The organism is Kitasatospora sp. NPDC096204, assembly GCF_044763205.1.
Classification (GTDB): Bacteria; Actinomycetota; Actinomycetes; order Streptomycetales; family Streptomycetaceae; genus Kitasatospora.
Map to the genome: position 1 here is coordinate 171,675 of NZ_JBIWFT010000014.1, position 15,142 is coordinate 186,816.

12 protein-coding genes are annotated in these 15,142 nt (G+C 72.2%); 7 read left to right on the forward strand and 5 right to left on the reverse strand.

Going from position 1 to position 15,142, the window contains the following annotated elements:
• Window positions 1-19 precede the first annotated feature (19 nt).
• The 3 genes from ACIQ87_RS17925 to ACIQ87_RS17935 form a co-directional block, all read right to left on the reverse strand.
• Window positions 20-2,215 carry a glycosyltransferase family 2 protein gene (locus ACIQ87_RS17925; RefSeq protein ID WP_402407278.1) on the reverse strand — a complete coding sequence of 732 codons (2,196 nt, stop codon included), beginning with the start codon at window positions 2,213-2,215 and terminating at the stop codon, window positions 20-22.
• A gap of 573 nt (window positions 2,216-2,788) precedes the next feature.
• Window positions 2,789-3,490: a 3-oxoacid CoA-transferase subunit B gene (locus ACIQ87_RS17930; protein WP_402407281.1), complete on the reverse strand. Its 702-nt coding sequence runs from the start codon at window positions 3,488-3,490 to the stop codon at window positions 2,789-2,791.
• A gap of 4 nt (window positions 3,491-3,494) precedes the next feature.
• Window positions 3,495-4,256 carry a CoA transferase subunit A gene (locus tag ACIQ87_RS17935; protein WP_402407284.1) on the reverse strand — a complete coding sequence of 254 codons (762 nt, stop codon included), beginning with the start codon at window positions 4,254-4,256 and terminating at the stop codon, window positions 3,495-3,497.
• Window positions 4,257-4,728: 472 nt separating this feature from the next.
• Here ACIQ87_RS17935 and ACIQ87_RS17940 point away from each other — a divergent pair, with 472 nt between their 5' ends.
• The 6 genes from ACIQ87_RS17940 (at window position 4,729) to ACIQ87_RS17965 (ending at window position 10,822) form a co-directional block, all read left to right on the forward strand.
• Window positions 4,729-6,000, forward strand: coding sequence for a substrate-binding domain-containing protein (locus tag ACIQ87_RS17940; RefSeq protein WP_402407287.1), 1,272 nt, complete (start codon window positions 4,729-4,731; stop codon window positions 5,998-6,000).
• Between the two features lie 5 nt (window positions 6,001-6,005).
• Window positions 6,006-6,839: an ABC transporter ATP-binding protein gene (locus ACIQ87_RS17945; protein WP_402407290.1), complete on the forward strand. Its 834-nt coding sequence runs from the start codon at window positions 6,006-6,008 to the stop codon at window positions 6,837-6,839.
• A 101-nt stretch (window positions 6,840-6,940) separates the two neighbouring features.
• Complete coding sequence (locus ACIQ87_RS17950; protein WP_402407293.1) at window positions 6,941-7,699, forward strand: ABC transporter ATP-binding protein; 759 nt, start codon at window positions 6,941-6,943, stop codon at window positions 7,697-7,699.
• Window positions 7,699-8,565: a branched-chain amino acid ABC transporter permease gene (locus ACIQ87_RS17955; protein ID WP_402407295.1), complete on the forward strand. Its 867-nt coding sequence runs from the start codon at window positions 7,699-7,701 to the stop codon at window positions 8,563-8,565. Before ACIQ87_RS17950 ends, ACIQ87_RS17955 begins: the two co-directional genes overlap by 1 nt.
• A 236-nt stretch (window positions 8,566-8,801) precedes the next feature.
• A complete protein-coding gene (locus ACIQ87_RS17960; protein WP_402407360.1) occupies window positions 8,802-9,902 on the forward strand; it encodes a branched-chain amino acid ABC transporter permease in 1,101 nt (366 codons plus the stop codon).
• Window positions 9,899-10,822 carry an alpha/beta fold hydrolase gene (locus tag ACIQ87_RS17965; protein ID WP_402407298.1) on the forward strand — a complete coding sequence of 308 codons (924 nt, stop codon included), beginning with the start codon at window positions 9,899-9,901 and terminating at the stop codon, window positions 10,820-10,822. Before ACIQ87_RS17960 ends, ACIQ87_RS17965 begins: the two co-directional genes overlap by 4 nt.
• A gap of 115 nt (window positions 10,823-10,937) precedes the next feature.
• On the opposite strand, the gene ACIQ87_RS17970 is transcribed toward ACIQ87_RS17965, so the two are convergent.
• A complete protein-coding gene (locus ACIQ87_RS17970) occupies window positions 10,938-12,224 on the reverse strand; it encodes a hypothetical protein (protein WP_402407301.1) in 1,287 nt (428 codons plus the stop codon).
• Window positions 12,225-12,705: 481 nt separating this feature from the next.
• On the reverse strand, window positions 12,706-13,293 hold the full coding sequence (locus tag ACIQ87_RS17975) for a DedA family protein (protein ID WP_402407363.1): 588 nt from the start codon (window positions 13,291-13,293) through the stop codon (window positions 12,706-12,708).
• A gap of 644 nt (window positions 13,294-13,937) precedes the next feature.
• Here ACIQ87_RS17975 and ACIQ87_RS17980 point away from each other — a divergent pair.
• On the forward strand, window positions 13,938-15,029 hold the full coding sequence (locus ACIQ87_RS17980; RefSeq protein WP_402407304.1) for an LLM class flavin-dependent oxidoreductase: 1,092 nt from the start codon (window positions 13,938-13,940) through the stop codon (window positions 15,027-15,029).
• Window positions 15,030-15,142: the final 113 nt, after the last annotated feature.

Below are 15,142 nucleotides of genomic sequence, written 5' to 3' on the forward strand. Positions count from 1 at the left end.
TGCTCCCCTCGGGAGGTCGTCAGTGGGTGGGTGTCAGGGGGTGTCCGGGCGGTACAGGGGTTCCGGGGGGTTCGGGAGTTCCGGGGGGTTCGGGGGTTCCGGGCGGAACGGGAGCTCCGGCGGGTACGGAGGCTGCGGGCGGTACAGAGGCTGCGCAGGCTCGGGGCGGTACGGAGGCTCGGGGAGTTCGGGGGTCGCGGGCGTGGCGCGGGCGGCGCTTCTCCAGGAGGACGCCCGGGGTCGAGGCCGGGCCGCCGGTGACCGTGAGGGTGGCGGTGGGGCGGGTCCGGCGGCGACGGACGGCGTCGCCGACCGTGATCAGGACCGGCAGGAGGGTGAGCAGGAGGGCGATCCAGGCCCAGGTGCGCATCGCGGCGTGGTCGTAGCCGGTGAAGTAGGAGGCGGTGATCGCGCCGCCGAACACCAGCGTCCAGAACAGGTGGAAGCGGAAGGCGCCGAGCCGGTCGGTACTGGCCGAGCGGCCCTTGGGCGTCACCACGAAGCGGCTGCGGCGGCGGACGAGTGCCTGGAGCAGCGAGGCCGCGTAGACCGGGCCGCAGAGCGCCGACATCACCATGCCGGCGACCCCGGAGGAGCCGGCCGGCTCGTGCGGGCTCACGTTGTGCTTGCGGTTCCAGGTGTAGAGCAGGAGTTGGAGCGCGGCGGCGTCGCTGTAGAGCATCATCCAGATCTCCGAGGAGACGTGCACACCGGAGGCGCCGAAGCCCAGGTAGAGCACGCTGGACAGGCCGCCGAGCAGCCAGGTGAGCGCCGCCATCGGGTAGAAGCCCACCATCAGCGAGTAGTTGAGCAGCCGGCCGGGCGACAGCTTCCACAGCACCCGCCAGTACTGGGTGAGCAGGGTCTCGTAGGTGCCCCGGCTCCAGCGCAGTTGCTGGGAGAAGAAGTCGGTCCAGGAGGACGGCCCTTCGCCGACCGCCAGCACGTCCGGGGTGTACACGGACTTCCAGCGCTCCCCGGTCTCCGGGTTCCGGCTGCGGTGGAACTCCAGGCCGGTCGCCATGTCCTCGGTGATGGAGTCGTACAACCCGCCGATCGACTGGAGCGCCCGGATTCTGACGGCGTTGTTGGTGCCCACGAACATCGGCGCGCCGTAACGGTTTCCGGCGCGCTGGATGAGGGCGTGGAAGAGGTACTGCTGACTCTCGGAGAACCTGGTGACGGCCGAGCCCGAGGTGCGGTAGTTCCCGTACACCTGGGGGCCGACCACGAATGCCACGTCAGGGTCGCGGAAGTAGCCGAGCATCCGCTCGCAGAAGTCCGGCAGCGGGACGTGGTCGGTGTCCACGGACACCCAGAACTCGTAGTCGTCGCCGTGGGCCTGGAGCCAGGCGTTGTAGTTGCCGTGCTTGGTCCCGGCGCGGAACCGACCCTTCGGCCGGTTCCAGTGCGGCCGGCCGGCACGGCTGAAGTGGCGCACGCCCAGCTCGGTGCAGAGCGCCTGCATTGCAGGATCGTTTCCCTCGTCCAACAACCAGACGTCGTACGGTCCGTTGTGTCGCACGGCCCGGGCCGCGGTCAGCGTGGCCCGGACCATCTCGGGCGGTTCCTTGCCCGGTACGCAGGTGGTGAGGAAGGCGACCCGGGTCCCGGCCTCCGGTGTCACCGGGACCGGGTCGCGGGCGACCAGCGTGGCGTGGGTGTTGGAGACGACGTTGACCAGCCGGAACACCTCGACCACGGCGATGATGCCGATCATCACCTTGTCGCCGAGGAGCACCAGGACGTTCGTCTCGTCCAGCCGCTCGGGCCAGTGCTCCGGCAGCAGCAACCAGACCAGCAGCACCGCCTCCACCACGGGGGCCGCCATCATCAGCAGGGCGGCGCGGATCCGGTGCGGCTCGCGGCGCAGCAGACTGCGGTACCGGACGCGGTAGGGGGGTGTGGGGGGCGGGGCGTAGTCGTACGAGGCGTAGTCGTGTGGGGCGTAGTCGTGTGGAGCGTAGTCGTGTGGGGCGGCGCCCGTCGGGGCGGGGTCGTAGCGGGCGGCCGGTTCGGGCCAGTAGACGCCGCCGCCGAGGTCGTCGTCCTCGTCCGGGTCGTACGCCGGGCCGGCCAGGCGACTGAAGTGGCCGTAGTCGTAAGGGGCTTCTGGAACGGGAACGGTGCTCAGGGCGGCCTCGTCCAGCTGCCCGGGACCTCGCCCGTGGGCCGTTCCGACGCCCTTTCGTCGTGAGAACGGCGGCGTGGTCATAGCTGCTCCCCCCGGAGTTCGCGCCTCGCTGGGCTCGCTCGGCTTCTGCGTGGGCTTGCCTCGACTCGGAGCCGTCCGGGTGGAAGTGGAACGGGGCGGAACGGGGCGGAACCGGTCGGCGTCGGCTCGAATCGGCTGGGCCGTCCAGCGCATTCGGCGTGTGCGATCGGTTCCGTGGTGCGTCGGTGCGGGCGGTGCGGCGGCTTCGAATTCGGGATCCCGATGCACTTTCCCGTTTCCCCTCCGGGCACGTCGGGACCCTTGGTCTCCTCAACTCTCCCTGAGCGCAACGGTGATCGCAACCAGTCCGGGAGATCGCCGCCGCCGAGGCATGAAGATGCCAGGGTTCCCGGCCGCAATGGCGGGGGTTGATGCTATTGCGGGGGAATTGGGTTCCGGGGTGGTTTGTGGGTGCTCCGCGAGTGGCCTGCGGATGGTTCGCGGGTGGTTCGCGGGTGGTCTGGGGGTGGTCTGGGGGTGGTCTGGGGGTGGTCTGGGGGTGGTTCGCGGGGTAGCGGAACGGCCGGACCGCCCCTCAGAGGCGACCCGGCCGGACGGACGGGATCGGACTGCTCAGAGCGGGGGCAGCAGGGTGGCGCCGGTCGCCGACCGGACCTCCGCGAAGTCCGCGCCCGGAGCCGTCTCCACCAACCGCAGACCCTCCGGGGTCACGTCGATCACGGCGAGGTCGGTGACGATCCGGTCGACAACTCCACGGCCGGTGGCCGGAAGTGACAGATCCTCGACGATCTTCGGCGAGCCGTCCCGGGCGGTGTGCTCCATCACCACGATCAGCCGACGGGCCCCGTGTACCAGGTCCATCGCGCCGCCCATGCCCTTGACCATCTTGCCGGGGATCATCCAGTTGGCGAGGTCCCCGGCGGCCGACACCTGCATCGCGCCGAGCACCGAGACGTCGATCCGCCCGGCCCGGATCATGCCGAAGGAGAATGCGGAGTCGAAGTACGAGGCGCCGGGGGCGACCGTCACCGTCTCCTTGCCGGCGTTGATCAGGTCGGCGTGCTCGGTGCCTTCCTCCGGGAACGGGCCGACGCCGAGGATGCCGTTCTCCGAGTGCAGCACCACCTCGACGCCCGGCGGGAGGTGGTTGGGGATCAGCGTCGGCAGGCCGATGCCCAGGTTCACGTACTGACCGTCGCGCAACTCGCGGGCGGCGCGGGCGGCCAGGGCGTTGCGCGGGTCGAGGGCGAGGGCGGGGGCGGGGGCGGCCGGGGTGCCCGTGACGGGGGCGGGGTCGGCAGTCTCGATGGGCATCGGGTCAGGCCTCCTGGAGTGCGGGGCGGACGGTGCGGCGCTCGATGCGGCGGTCCTCGGGGTCGGCGGCCACCACCCGGTCGACGTACACCCCGGGCAGGTGCACCGCGTCCGGCGGGAGCTCGCCCGGTTCGACGATCCGGTCCGCCTCGACCAGGGTGATCCGGCCCGCCATCGCGCAGAGCGGGTTGAAGTTCCGGGCGGCGGCGTGGAAGACGCAGTTGCCGTGCCGGTCCGCCACCTCGGCCCGGACCAGCGCGAAGTCCGCCGTGATCGCCTCCTCCATCAGGTACCGGCGGCCGCCGAACTCCCGGACCTCCTTCGGCGGGGAGGCCAGGGCCACCGAGCCGTCGGCCGCGTAGCGCCAGGGCAGCCCGCCCTCCTCGATCTGGGTGCCGACCCCGGCCGGGGTGAAGAACGCCGGGATGCCGGATCCGCCCGCCCGCAGCCGCTCGGCCAGCGTGCCCTGCGGGGTCAGCTCCACCTCCAGCTCGCCGGAGAGGTACTGCCGGGCGAACTCCTTGTTCTCCCCGACGTACGAGGAGGTCATCCGGGCGATCCGGCCCGCCCGCAGCAGCAGGCCCAGCCCCCAGTCGTCCACCCCGCAGTTGTTCGAGACCACCCGAAGTCCGGTGGTGCCGGAGTTCACCAGGGCGCCGATCAGCGTGCTCGGGATGCCGCAGAGGCCGAAGCCACCGACGGCCAGGACCGCGCCGTCGGGGATGTCCCCGACCGCGTCGGCGGGGGAGTCCAGGACCTTGTCCAAGGGGTCACCTCGTGAGGGAGTGGGAGGAGGGGAGGAACGGAGGGCGGAGGGCGGAGGCGGCGGGGAGGCGGCGGGGACGGGCAGGCGGCGGAGACGGAGGGGTAGACGGGGAGGGTGGCCGGCGGGCTCGGGAACCGCGCGGAGCCCACGGCCGTGCCAGACCGGGCTGGGGTCCTGCCTGGGCCTGACCGGGGCGGACGCGCCGCTGGGGTGGCTGCCGCCGGACGGGCTCCGCGCCCCTCCACCGTCACCGGGCGGGGGCCATCGCAGCCATGGCGGCCACCCCCATGGGTGAGAGCTGATCCGTGTCGGTGAGCCACATCTACGAGCCCAGGGACGGCGACCGGCCGACGGTATGTCGGTTGCCACCACATCCTGATGGGCTGATGCGTCGACCAGGCACATGTCGCTGCTCTCACCGCACACCTACGGTTCCCGCATCCACCCCGCCGCACCTCAGGAGTCGGTCACCATGCGCAGCTCGACAGCCCCCTCCAGGACCGCCTCCGGCGCCCGCCTGGCCGACTCCCTGACCGGCGGCCCGACCCGGAAGCTCGCTGCCCTCGCGGCCTGCGTCCTGCTCGCCTCGGGCTGCGCCAAGGCCGGCACAGCTGGGACGAGCGCGGCGGACGGTGGATCGAAGGGCCCGATCAAGGTCGGCCTGGTGTACTCCAAGACCGGACCGCTGGCCGCCTACGGCAAGCAGTACCTGGAGGGCTTCAAGGCCGGCCTGAGCTATGCGACCAAGGGCACCGGCGCGGTCGACGGACACAAGATCGAGTTCGAGGAGCAGGACGACGCCGGCGACCCGGCCAAGGCGGTGTCCGCCGCCAAGGACCTGATCGGCAAGGGCTACAAGGTGCTGGCCGGCTCCACCGCCTCCGGCGTGGCCCTCCAGGTCGGCCCGATCGCCGCCCAGAACAAGGTGCTCTTCATCAGCGGCCCCGCCGCGGCCGACAAGGCCACCGGGCTCAACAAGTACACCTTCCGTTCCGGCCGCCAGTCCTACCAGGACATCAAGACCGCGGCCTCGTTCGTCGGTGACGCCAAGGGCAAGAAGGTCACCGTGCTCGCTCAGGACAACGCCTTCGGCCAGGCCAACGTGGCCGCGGTGAAGGCGGTGCTCGGCGCCGAGGGCGCGACGGTCGACCAGGTGCTCGCCCCGCCGAGCGCCACCGACCTCACCCCCTTCGCCACCCAGGCCAAGACCGCCAAGCCCGACCTGCTGTTCGTCGCCTGGGCCGGCGACACCGCCTCGGCCCTGTGGACGGCGCTCAACCAGCAGGACGTGTTCGCCGACACCAAGGTCGTCACCGGCCTCGACCTGGCCGCCTCCTACCCGCTGTTCGGCCCGGCGGCCGAGAAGATCTCCTTCCTGAACCACTACTTCGACGGCGCCGCCGGCACCCCGGTGGAGAAGGCCATGACCGACGCCGTCACCGCCGCCGGGGGGAAGACGGACATCTTCACCCCGGACGGCTTCACCGCCGCCCAGATGATCGTGCACGCCGTCGAGTCCAACCACGGCTCCGCCGACGACACTTCGGCCCTGGTCAAGGCCCTCGAGGGCTGGAGCTTCGACGGGGTGAAGGGGAAGACCACGGTCCGCGCCGAGGACCACGCCCTGCTTCAGCCGATGTTCCAGGTGCGGCTGACCGGCAATGGCGCCGCCGCCAAGCCCTCGGTGGAGAAGACCCTGACCGCGGACGAGGCGGCACCTCCGGTCACCCCGATGGCGGGCTGATCCCGATGTCCGCCCGTACCACCTCCACTTCTTCCGGCTCCTCCGGCGCGTCCGTCGCGTCCACGTCGGCCGTGCGTTCCTCCGCGTCCTCCTCTCCGGTGCTGCGACTGGACGGGCTCGGCTGGGCCGTCCGCGGCGTGCCGATTGTCGAGGACGTCTCCTTCTCGGTCGGCGAAGGCGAGTTCATCGCCTTCATCGGGCCCAACGGCGCCGGCAAGACCTCCCTGTTCAACCTGATCTCGGGCATCTACCCGGCGACCCATGGCAGCCTCCACCTCGACGGTGCGGACATCACCGCCGAGGCGGTGCACGCCCGGGCCCGCCGCGGGCTCGGCCGCACCTTCCAGACCTCCTCCCTCTGGCCGGGGATGACCGTCGCCGACCATGTCCGCCTGGCCGCCCAGGCAGCGGCCGGGCCGCGTGCCTCGTACCGGCTCTGGCGCCGCGCCGACCGCTACGAGCAGCAGTTGGCCGACACCTTGGAACGCACCGATCTCACCCACCGTGCGGACACCCTGGCCAGTGCGCTCTCGCACGGGGAGAAGCGCAAGCTGGAGCTGGCCGTTCTGCTGGTCTCCGAGCCCCGGCTGATCCTGCTGGACGAGCCGATGGCCGGTGTCAGCGCGGAGGAGGTGCCCGCTCTCACCGAGCTGATCCGCTCCGTGCACCGCGACCTGGGCCGGACCGTCCTGATGGTCGAGCACCACATGGACGTCCTGCTCGGCCTGGCCGACCGGCTCGCGGTGATGCACCACGGCACCCTGCTTGCCCTGGACACCCCCGAGGCCGTGATGGCCGACCCGACCGTGCAACAGGCCTACCTGGGTGAGGCGTTGTGACCTCCTCTCCGTTCTCCGCTCAGCGCACCTCTCCTTCGGCGCGCTCCGCCTCCTCACCGTCGTCCGCTGCCGATCCCCTCCTCTCCGTTCGCGATCTGCGGGTGGGCATCGACGGGCTGCACATCCTGCACGGCGTCGACTTCGACGTGGCCCCCGCCGGGGTGACCGCGCTCCTGGGCCGCAACGGCGCCGGCAAGACCACCACCGTCAAGGCCGTCATGGGCCTGGTGCCGCGCACCGGAAGCATCCGGCTCGCCGGTGCCGAACTCTCCTCCCTTCCCACGCATCTGGTCGTTCGCCATGGCATCGGGTACGCACCCGAGGACCGGGGGATCTTCGCCGGCCTGACGGTCGCCGAGAACCTCCGCCTCGCCGAGCGCGCCGCCGGGAGCGGGGGCGAGGCCGGTGAGCCGAACTACCCGCTCGTCCACGAGCTCTTCCCCGAACTCAAGCAGCGGGCCGGCCAGTTGGCCGGGACGCTCTCCGGTGGCCAGCAGCAGATGGTGGCGATCGGTCGGACGCTGCTCAACCGCAACCGGTTGATCATCGCCGACGAGCCCACCAAGGGCCTGGCCCCGAAGATCGTCTCCGAGGTGGCCGAGGTGCTGGCGCGTGCGGCCGAGGCCGTGCCCGTCCTGCTGGTCGAGCAGAACCTCGCCCTCGTCCGCCGGCTGGCCGGTACCTGCGCCGTCCTGGCCGACGGCCGCACCGCCCACCGCGGTGACACCGCCGAGCTGTTGGCCGACGAGGAAGCCGCCCGCCGCCTGCTCGGCGTCGGCTCCCGCCACCCGCTCGCCGGCGGGCCCCGGCCCGCCTCCTCTCCGGCCGCCCCTGTCGTCACCGCCGAGGTGAAGCCCTGATGGACACCGTCGTCCTCCTTTTCTGTACCGGACTCGGTCTCGGTGCGCTGTACTTCCTGGTCGCCTCCGGTCTGTCGCTGATCTTCGGTCTGATGGACGTGCTCAACTTCGCGCACGGCGCCCTGCTCTCCATCGGCGCCTATGCCACCTGGTGGGCCGGCACCGAGGCCGGCTTCTCCTTCTGGCTCGCGGTGCCGTTCGGCACCCTGGTCGGAACGGCCGCCGCCGTCCTGCTGGAGCTCTTCCTGATCCGGCCCCTCTACAGCCGCCCACGCGACCAGATCCTCGCCACCGTCGGGGTCGGGCTCGCTGTGCCCGCCCTGCTGATGGGGATCTGGGGGGCGGACTCCCGCCCCTTCCCCCAGCCGGAGCTGCTTTCCGGCACCTGGCACGTGCTCGGTGCGACCGTCCCGGTCAACCGCTTCGTGCTGGTGGCCGCCGCCGCCCTGTTGCTGCTCGCTCTTCGGTTGTTCCTCGCCCGCACCCGCTACGGGCTGATCGTCCGGGCCGGCGTCGAGGACCGGGCGATGGTCACCGCGCTCGGCATCGACGTCCGGAAGGCGTTCACCCTCGTCTTCGCCCTCGGCGGGGCGGCCGCCGCCCTCGGTGGCGCCCTCGGGGGCCTCTACTTCGGTTCGGTCAACCCCGGCCAGGGGACCGGCCTGCTCATCTTTGCCTTCGTCGTCGTGGTCATGGGCGGCATGGGCTCCGTGACCGGAGCCGCCGTCGCCTCGGTGGGCGTCGGCCTCGTCCAGCAGTTCGCCAACTACTACACCGGCGCCGGGCTCGGCGACCTCTCGGTCGTCGTCCTGCTCGCCGTGCTGCTTCTCGTCCGACCCCGTGGACTCACCGGGAGGCTCGCGTGAGCGCCGAAACACCGATCACGAGCACCGGTGGTCCTGCGGCCGGCCGCAGCGCCACCCGTCCGACAGGGGGGACTGACACCAGCCCTGCCGTGACCACCATGCCGGCAGAGGGGACTGACACCAGCTCCGCCGACACCGCCACTGTGGCAAGGGGGACTGACACCGGCCTTGCCGAGACCCATTGTGAACACAAGGCCGAGTCCGGCGCCATCCCTCGAACAGGTGATTCGGTCACTATTCGTTGGACAGGAGCGCACAGAGCGCTACGCTGGTGGCCGATCGCTCTGCTGATCACGCTCCTTGTCGCCCCATATAGTGCGCTTCCCGTCCCGGGACTGCTCGACGGCCCGCTCGGCAGCCCCGGAAGCCTCCAGTTGATGGCCCTGTGCCTGCTCTACGGGGGCCTCGCCACCGGTTACGACCTCCTGCTCGGTCGGACCGGACTGCTCTCCTTCGGCCACGCGCTCTACTTCGCGACCGGCCTCTACGCCACCGACCTCGGCATGCTGGAGCTGCAACTGCCCTTCGCCGCCGCCGCGGTGTTCGGCGTCGCCTGCTCCGTGCTGCTGGCCCTGCTGCTCGGCTCGGTCAGCCTGCGCGTCACCGGCATCGGCTTCTCCATGGTCACCCTCGCCTTCGCCCAGGCCGGCTCGATCCTCGTCCAGCGCAACCCCGGTGGTGCCACCGGGGGCGAGGAGGGCCGCTCCGCCCCCGCCGAGCTGCTGCCCTCCGGTCTGCTCGGGATCGAGAACACCGCCAACCTCTACTGGATCGCCGTCGGTTACCTGGTGCTGACGGTCGCCGCGGTCCACTGGGCCGTCAAGTCGCCCATGGGCCGGGTCTGGGAGGGCATCAAGGAGAACGAGCGCCGGGTCGAGGTGCTCGGACTGCGGCCCTACGGCTACAAGTTGGTCGCCTTCGTGCTGTCCGGCGGGCTCGCCGGCCTGGGCGGGGTGGTCTACCTGCTGCTGACCGGTGGTGCCACCCCGCAGGCCGCCACCTCGGACGCCACGCTCGCGCTCCTGGTCATGGTCGTCCTCGGCGGCTCCGGCACCCGCTGGGGGCCACTGCTCGGTGGTGTGCTGTACACCTGGGCGAGCCACCGGCTCGGCGACCTCGCCAACTCGTCGACCGTGGCCGACCTGCCGGCGGTGCTGAAGGTGCCGCTCTCCCAACCCCTGTTCCTGCTGGGCGCCCTGTTCGTCGCCGTGGTCTACCTGCTGCCCGGCGGCCTGGCTAGACTGCCTGCCCGCATCCGGTCCGCCCGGGCCGCGCGCTCAGCCCCGGCGCCGACCGGCCTCGGAACCGCCCATCCCACCGGAGGTACCCCCGCGTGAGCCAGTCGCCGCTGAAGCCCGAGGAGTTGACCGTTCCCGTGCCCGGCGGGGACCTCGCCGTCCTGCGCTGGCCCGCCGACGACCCGCAGGCCCCGACGATCGTGGCGGTGCACGGCATCACCGCCAACGGCCTCGCCTGGTACGAGGTCGCCCGCCGGCTCGCCGGTCGGGTCACCCTGCTCGCGCCCGACCTGCGGGGCCGCGGCGCGAGCCGTTCGGTCGCCGGACCGTACGGGCTGGCCCGGCACGCCGACGACGTGGCCGCGCTGATCGGCGCCCTGGGCTCGGGGCCCGTCACGGTGGTCGGCCACTCGATGGGGGCCTGGGTCACCGCGCTGGCCGCCGTCCGGCACCCCGAGCTGGTCCGTCGCGTCCTGCTGGTCGACGGAGCGGTCACCTTCCCGCTGCCGCAGGGCGTCCGTGAGGAGGATGCCCTGGCCGCCGTGCTCGGCCCCGCGCTGGCCCGGCTGTCCACGACCTTCCCGGACCGGGACGCCTACCGGGAGTTCTGGCGCGGCCACCCCGCCTTCGCCGGCGAGTGGACCGAGGGGATAGACGCCTACACCCAGCGCGACCTCGTCGGCACGGAGCCCGAACTGCGCTCCTCCTGCGTGCTGGAGGCGGTGCAGACCGACGGCGCCCAGGTCCTGCTGGACGAGGACGCGGCAACCGCCGTGCACCGGCTGCCCTGCCCGGCCGACCTGCTCTGGGCCGAGCGCGGCCTGCTCGACGAGCCGCAGGGCCTCTACGACCACGAGCGGATCGGGCTGGCCCGGCTGGACCAGGAGCGGGTGTCCGTCGTGCCGGTGCCGGGCACCAACCACTACTCGATCCTCTGGGGTGAGGCCGGGGCGGACAGCATCGTCCGCATGCTGCTCGCGGACGTCCCCGCCGCGGGCCAGCCGCCCGCCGCCGGGTAGCCGTCCGGCCCCGGGAACCGACCGGGACGACAACGGCCGGCGGGGGTCGAACCCCCGCCGGCCGTTGTCGTCCCGGTCGGCGGCGCCAAGGGCGTCCGCCCCTCGGCGCGGTGCGTCAGCCCGCCGTGCCGAGGAAGCTCTCCCAGCCGCCGGCCGGCGCCTGGCCGACGTTGAGCGAGCGCAGCTTGCGCAGGGTGGACTGGTCCTGCACCTCCAGCCACTCGACCAGCTGCTTGAAGGAGACCAGCCGGACGTCGGGCTTGCCCGCGATGGCCTTGAGGGCCTCCTCGACGGCGTCCATGTAGATGCCGCCGTTCCACTGCTCGAAGTGGTTGCCGACGAAGAACGGCGCGCGGTTGCTGTTGTACGCCCGCTCGAAGCCCGCCAGGTAGGAGTTGGCGGCCTGGGTGCGCCACTCGCCGTACATGGCCGGGTCGCCCTTGGTGCTGCCCTTGGACTGGTTGGCCAGGATGTTGTAGTCCATCGACAGGACCTGGAAGGTGTGCCCGGGGAACGGGATGGACTGCAGCGGGAAGTCCCAGATCTTGCCGTCCTGCACCTTCTGCGGCCATATCTGGAGGCCGCCCGAGGAACTGGCGTCGTACTTCCAGCCCAGGTTGGCGATGGTCGGCAGTAGCGCCTTCTGGCCCTCCAGGCACGGGGTGCGGCCGCCGATGAGCTCCTTCTTGTAGTCGAAGGGGAGCGGGTCGACGTCGGTGAAGCCGGTGTTGGTCCGCCACTGGGTGACGAAGCCGATCGCCTGGTCGATCTCGCTCTGCCAGTCCTCGGGGGTCCACACGTTGACCCCGTTCTTGTCCGGACGGCTGGAGCAGAAGTGCCCGTTGAAGTGGGTGCCGATCTCGTGCCCGGCCAGCCAGGCCTGGCTGATGAGCTTGAGCGTGCTCTTCACCGCGCCGTCCGACAGGTACGGGATGTCGGAGGCGCCGACCGAGTGCTTCGGCGGGTGGTACAGGTCGGCCTTGCCCTTGGGCAGGGCGTAGATGCCCGAGAGGAAGAAGGTCATCGTGGCCTTGTACTGCTCCGCCAGCTTCAGGAAGCGGGGGAACTGGCCGTCCTCGGTGCCGCCCGCGCCGTCCCAGGAGAAGACCACGAACTGCGGCGGCCGCTCGCCCGGCTTGAGCTTCTCGGGCTTGGGCTGGTTCGGCTGCGGGCCGGTGTCCGCGTTGGAGCCGTCGCCGATCGGGGTGCCCTTGGGCACCACCGTCCGGGTCGGGTCGGAGGTGCCGCCCTGGGGCGCGCTCGCGCTGCCGGAATCCTGGGAGACGGAGGGGGAGCCCTTTCCGCCCGAACCGGCTCCGCCGCTGGAACAGGCTGTGACCGCGCCGAGGGCTGCGGTCGCCGCGGTCGCACTGAGCACCGTCCTGCGCGAGATGCTGGTCATGGTCTCCCCTGGGTGCCGACGCCGGTGGTGAGGGCGGCCCGCAGCCGCACCGGTCAAATCGGGCAATTGATGAGTATTCCGCCGTTAGCTTGTCATGTCGCCACAGCGGTCACCAAGGTCGCCGAGCGCTGACGACTCTCAACACGCCGGGCGTGACCGGCTGGGCTGCGGGGATGCGTCGACTGTTGCCGTCCTGTGACGCTTCCCACCCCTTGCGGCCCGGTCAGTACGGTACCGCCGGTCGGCCCGCACTTCGGTGGAGTTCGTCAGCGTTAGGCCCGGTTGGTCGCCCATTTGGGAAAACTTTTGCCCCTTGCTGGGCTGGGGCGGCCCGAGGCCCGCCAAGGGGCCCGCCAGGCGGGGCGGGCGGAACGGTGGGACGGGCGGAACGGGCGGAACGGTGGAGCGGATCGGCCGGAAAGGAGCGGGGCCGGCCGGAAGCGGACGGCCCGCCGGTCGGCGACGACTGCCGGGCGGACCGTCAGAGCGCGGCGAGCCGGCGGGTGCGGCGCACCATGCGCGCGATCGCCGTGCTGATGGCGGTGGCCGCCGCGCAGGAGACCACGAGGCTCAGCCAGGCGGTGTTGAACCAGTGGCTGTTCAGCCAGCCCAGCGTCACGATGTAGGCGGCCCAGACCATCGCCGCCAGCGCCGACCAGTGCAGGAACCGGTGCGGATGGGCGGGGGAGTGGCCGATGGCCAGGTCGAGGACGGTTCGCCCGGCCGGGACGAACCGCGCGATCACCACCATCGCGGCGGCCGCTCCGTGCGGGCGTTCGATCAGGGCCTCTTGGACCCGGGTCACGCTGGCCGCCAGTTTCGGGCGCCGGGCGAGCCGGCGGTGCAGCACCGGGGCGCCGCGCCGGGCCAGGTTGAGCAGCAGGAGGTCACCCAGGAAGGAGGCCAGCGCCACGCCCAGTCCGAGCATCAGAGGCGCGCCGTTGACCTGGGAGGTCTTGAGCACGGCCAGGATGACCAGCGTCCCGCTGGGGATGAACGGAAGGAGGGCGTCACCGAGCACGGCGACGAGCGCCAGCGCGCAGATCCACGAGGATCCGATCGCCGCCACGAAGTTCAAGGCCCTTTACTCCCTCCACGCCTCCCGGAGGAGCAGGTGGCTGCAGGGGTCAACGCTAGCGCCTCGACCTTTCATGGCATGAAGCACCCCGGTATGGGATGGATCACGGCTGTTGATTCCGGCCGCGTCGCGAGGTGGCGAACCGTGCGTGCGGGCCGTCCGGGGCGTGCGCCGCCCGGGCGGAGGAAGGCCGCCGGAACCCGAACGAGCCCCCGGGGCGGGGTGCCGCGCCGAGGGCTCGCAGTGATCGTCCGGTGCTGGTCCAGCCCGACGATCTTGCTGGTGGAGTGCGGATCCCGCTCCGGCGACCCGCTCCTGGTCCCCAGCCTGCCGGACATCGGCCGCCGCCGCGAGCGCCGACACTGGCGACTTCCGGCGCTGGCGGGAAGTCGCCAACCGTGTTCGCCCGCTGGCTCTGCGTCAGCCGGAGGATCAGTCGGACTTCGCGCGAAATGGCCGGAATCCACCTGGACCCTGGCCGGACGGCACCCCACGAGCGGGAACAGCGAGCCGCCGGCCGTGGTTGACCCCGGTCGGCGACAGCGACCGGCGGGCCCACCCGGGCCGCGCGGGTCGCCACGACGGCCGGCTCCAAGGCGGCCGGCTCAAGGACGGCAGCCAGAAGGGCGGACGGGATGACCACCGAGGACCAGCAGGAGCACGGAACCGGGCCGGCGGCCGGCGCGGCGATCCGGGGCACCGCCCGCGGAACGGCACCCGCTCCGCTCTCGATCCTCGACCTGGCCACCGTCGGCGTCGGCCACACGCCCGCCGAGGCCCTCGCCGCCACCACCGAACTGGCCCGCCGGGCCGAGCAGTGGGGCTACCACCGCTTCTGGGTGGCCGAGCACCACGGCATGCCCGGGGTGGCCAGCTCCACCCCGGCCGTCCTGCTCGCCCACCTCGGGGCCAACACCACGACGCTGCGGCTCGGCTCCGGCGGCGTCATGCTCCCCAACCACGCCCCGCTGGCCATCGCCGAGCAGTTCGGCCTGCTGGAGGCCCTGCACCCCGGACGGATCGACCTCGGACTCGGCCGCGCTCCGGGCACCGATCCGGCCACTGCCCGGGCGCTGCGCCGGGGCCTCACCGAAGGCGCGGACGACTTCCCCCAGCAGCTCGCCGAGCTGACCCACTTCCTCGACGGCGACTTCCCGGACGGCCACCCGTACGCCCGGCTGACCGCCGTCCCCAAGGGCGAGGGCCGCCCGCCGGTCTGGCTGCTCGGCTCCTCCGGCTTCAGCGCCCAGCTGGCGGGCCGCCTCGGCCTCCCGTTCGCCTTCGCCCATCACTTCAGCAGCGCCAACACCATCCCGGCGCTGGACCTCTACCGGTCGTCCTTCCGCCCCTCCGCCGTGCTCGCCGAGCCGTACGCGCTGATCGGTGTGAGCGCGGTCGCCGCCGACGACGAGCCCTCGGCCCGGCGCCTCGCCCGCTCCGCGGCCCTCGGCATGCTCCGCCTGCGGCGCGGAAACCCCGGCCCGATCCCCACCCCGGAGGAGGCCGAGGAGTACCCGTACAGCCCGGTCGAGGCGGACTTCATCGACAGCTGGCTCGACAACGTCGTGCTCGGCGACCCGGGCCGGGTCGCCGACGGACTGGAGGCGCTGCGCAAGCGGACCGGCGTGAACGAGCTGATGGTCACCTCGCACATCCACGGCCACGAGGCCCGCCAGCGCTCCTACGGCCTGATCGCCGAGGCGTACGGCCTGACGGCGACGGCCTGATCGCCGAGGGGTACCGCGTGACGGCGACGGCCTGACCGGACGGCGGGGCACGGTCCACCCGGCGGCGGTCCGCGCCACTCGGTCCGTCCCGCCCCAGCTCTCAGTCCCCAGCT

Bases quoted from the DNA above. Each gene is read 5' to 3' on its own strand.
- ACIQ87_RS17940 (WP_402407287.1), top strand. From the start codon at position 4,729: ATGCGCAGCTCGACAGCCCCCTCCAGGACCGCCTCCGGCGCCCGCCTG.
- ACIQ87_RS17970 (WP_402407301.1), bottom strand. From the start codon at position 12,224: ATGACCAGCATCTCGCGCAGGACGGTGCTCAGTGCGACCGCGGCGACC.
- ACIQ87_RS17980 (WP_402407304.1), top strand. From the start codon at position 13,938: ATGACCACCGAGGACCAGCAGGAGCACGGAACCGGGCCGGCGGCCGGC.
- ACIQ87_RS17930 (WP_402407281.1), bottom strand. From the start codon at position 3,490: ATGCCCATCGAGACTGCCGACCCCGCCCCCGTCACGGGCACCCCGGCC.
- ACIQ87_RS17955 (WP_402407295.1), top strand. From the start codon at position 7,699: ATGGACACCGTCGTCCTCCTTTTCTGTACCGGACTCGGTCTCGGTGCG.
- ACIQ87_RS17925 (WP_402407278.1), bottom strand. From the start codon at position 2,215: ATGACCACGCCGCCGTTCTCACGACGAAAGGGCGTCGGAACGGCCCAC.
- ACIQ87_RS17945 (WP_402407290.1), top strand. From the start codon at position 6,006: ATGTCCGCCCGTACCACCTCCACTTCTTCCGGCTCCTCCGGCGCGTCC.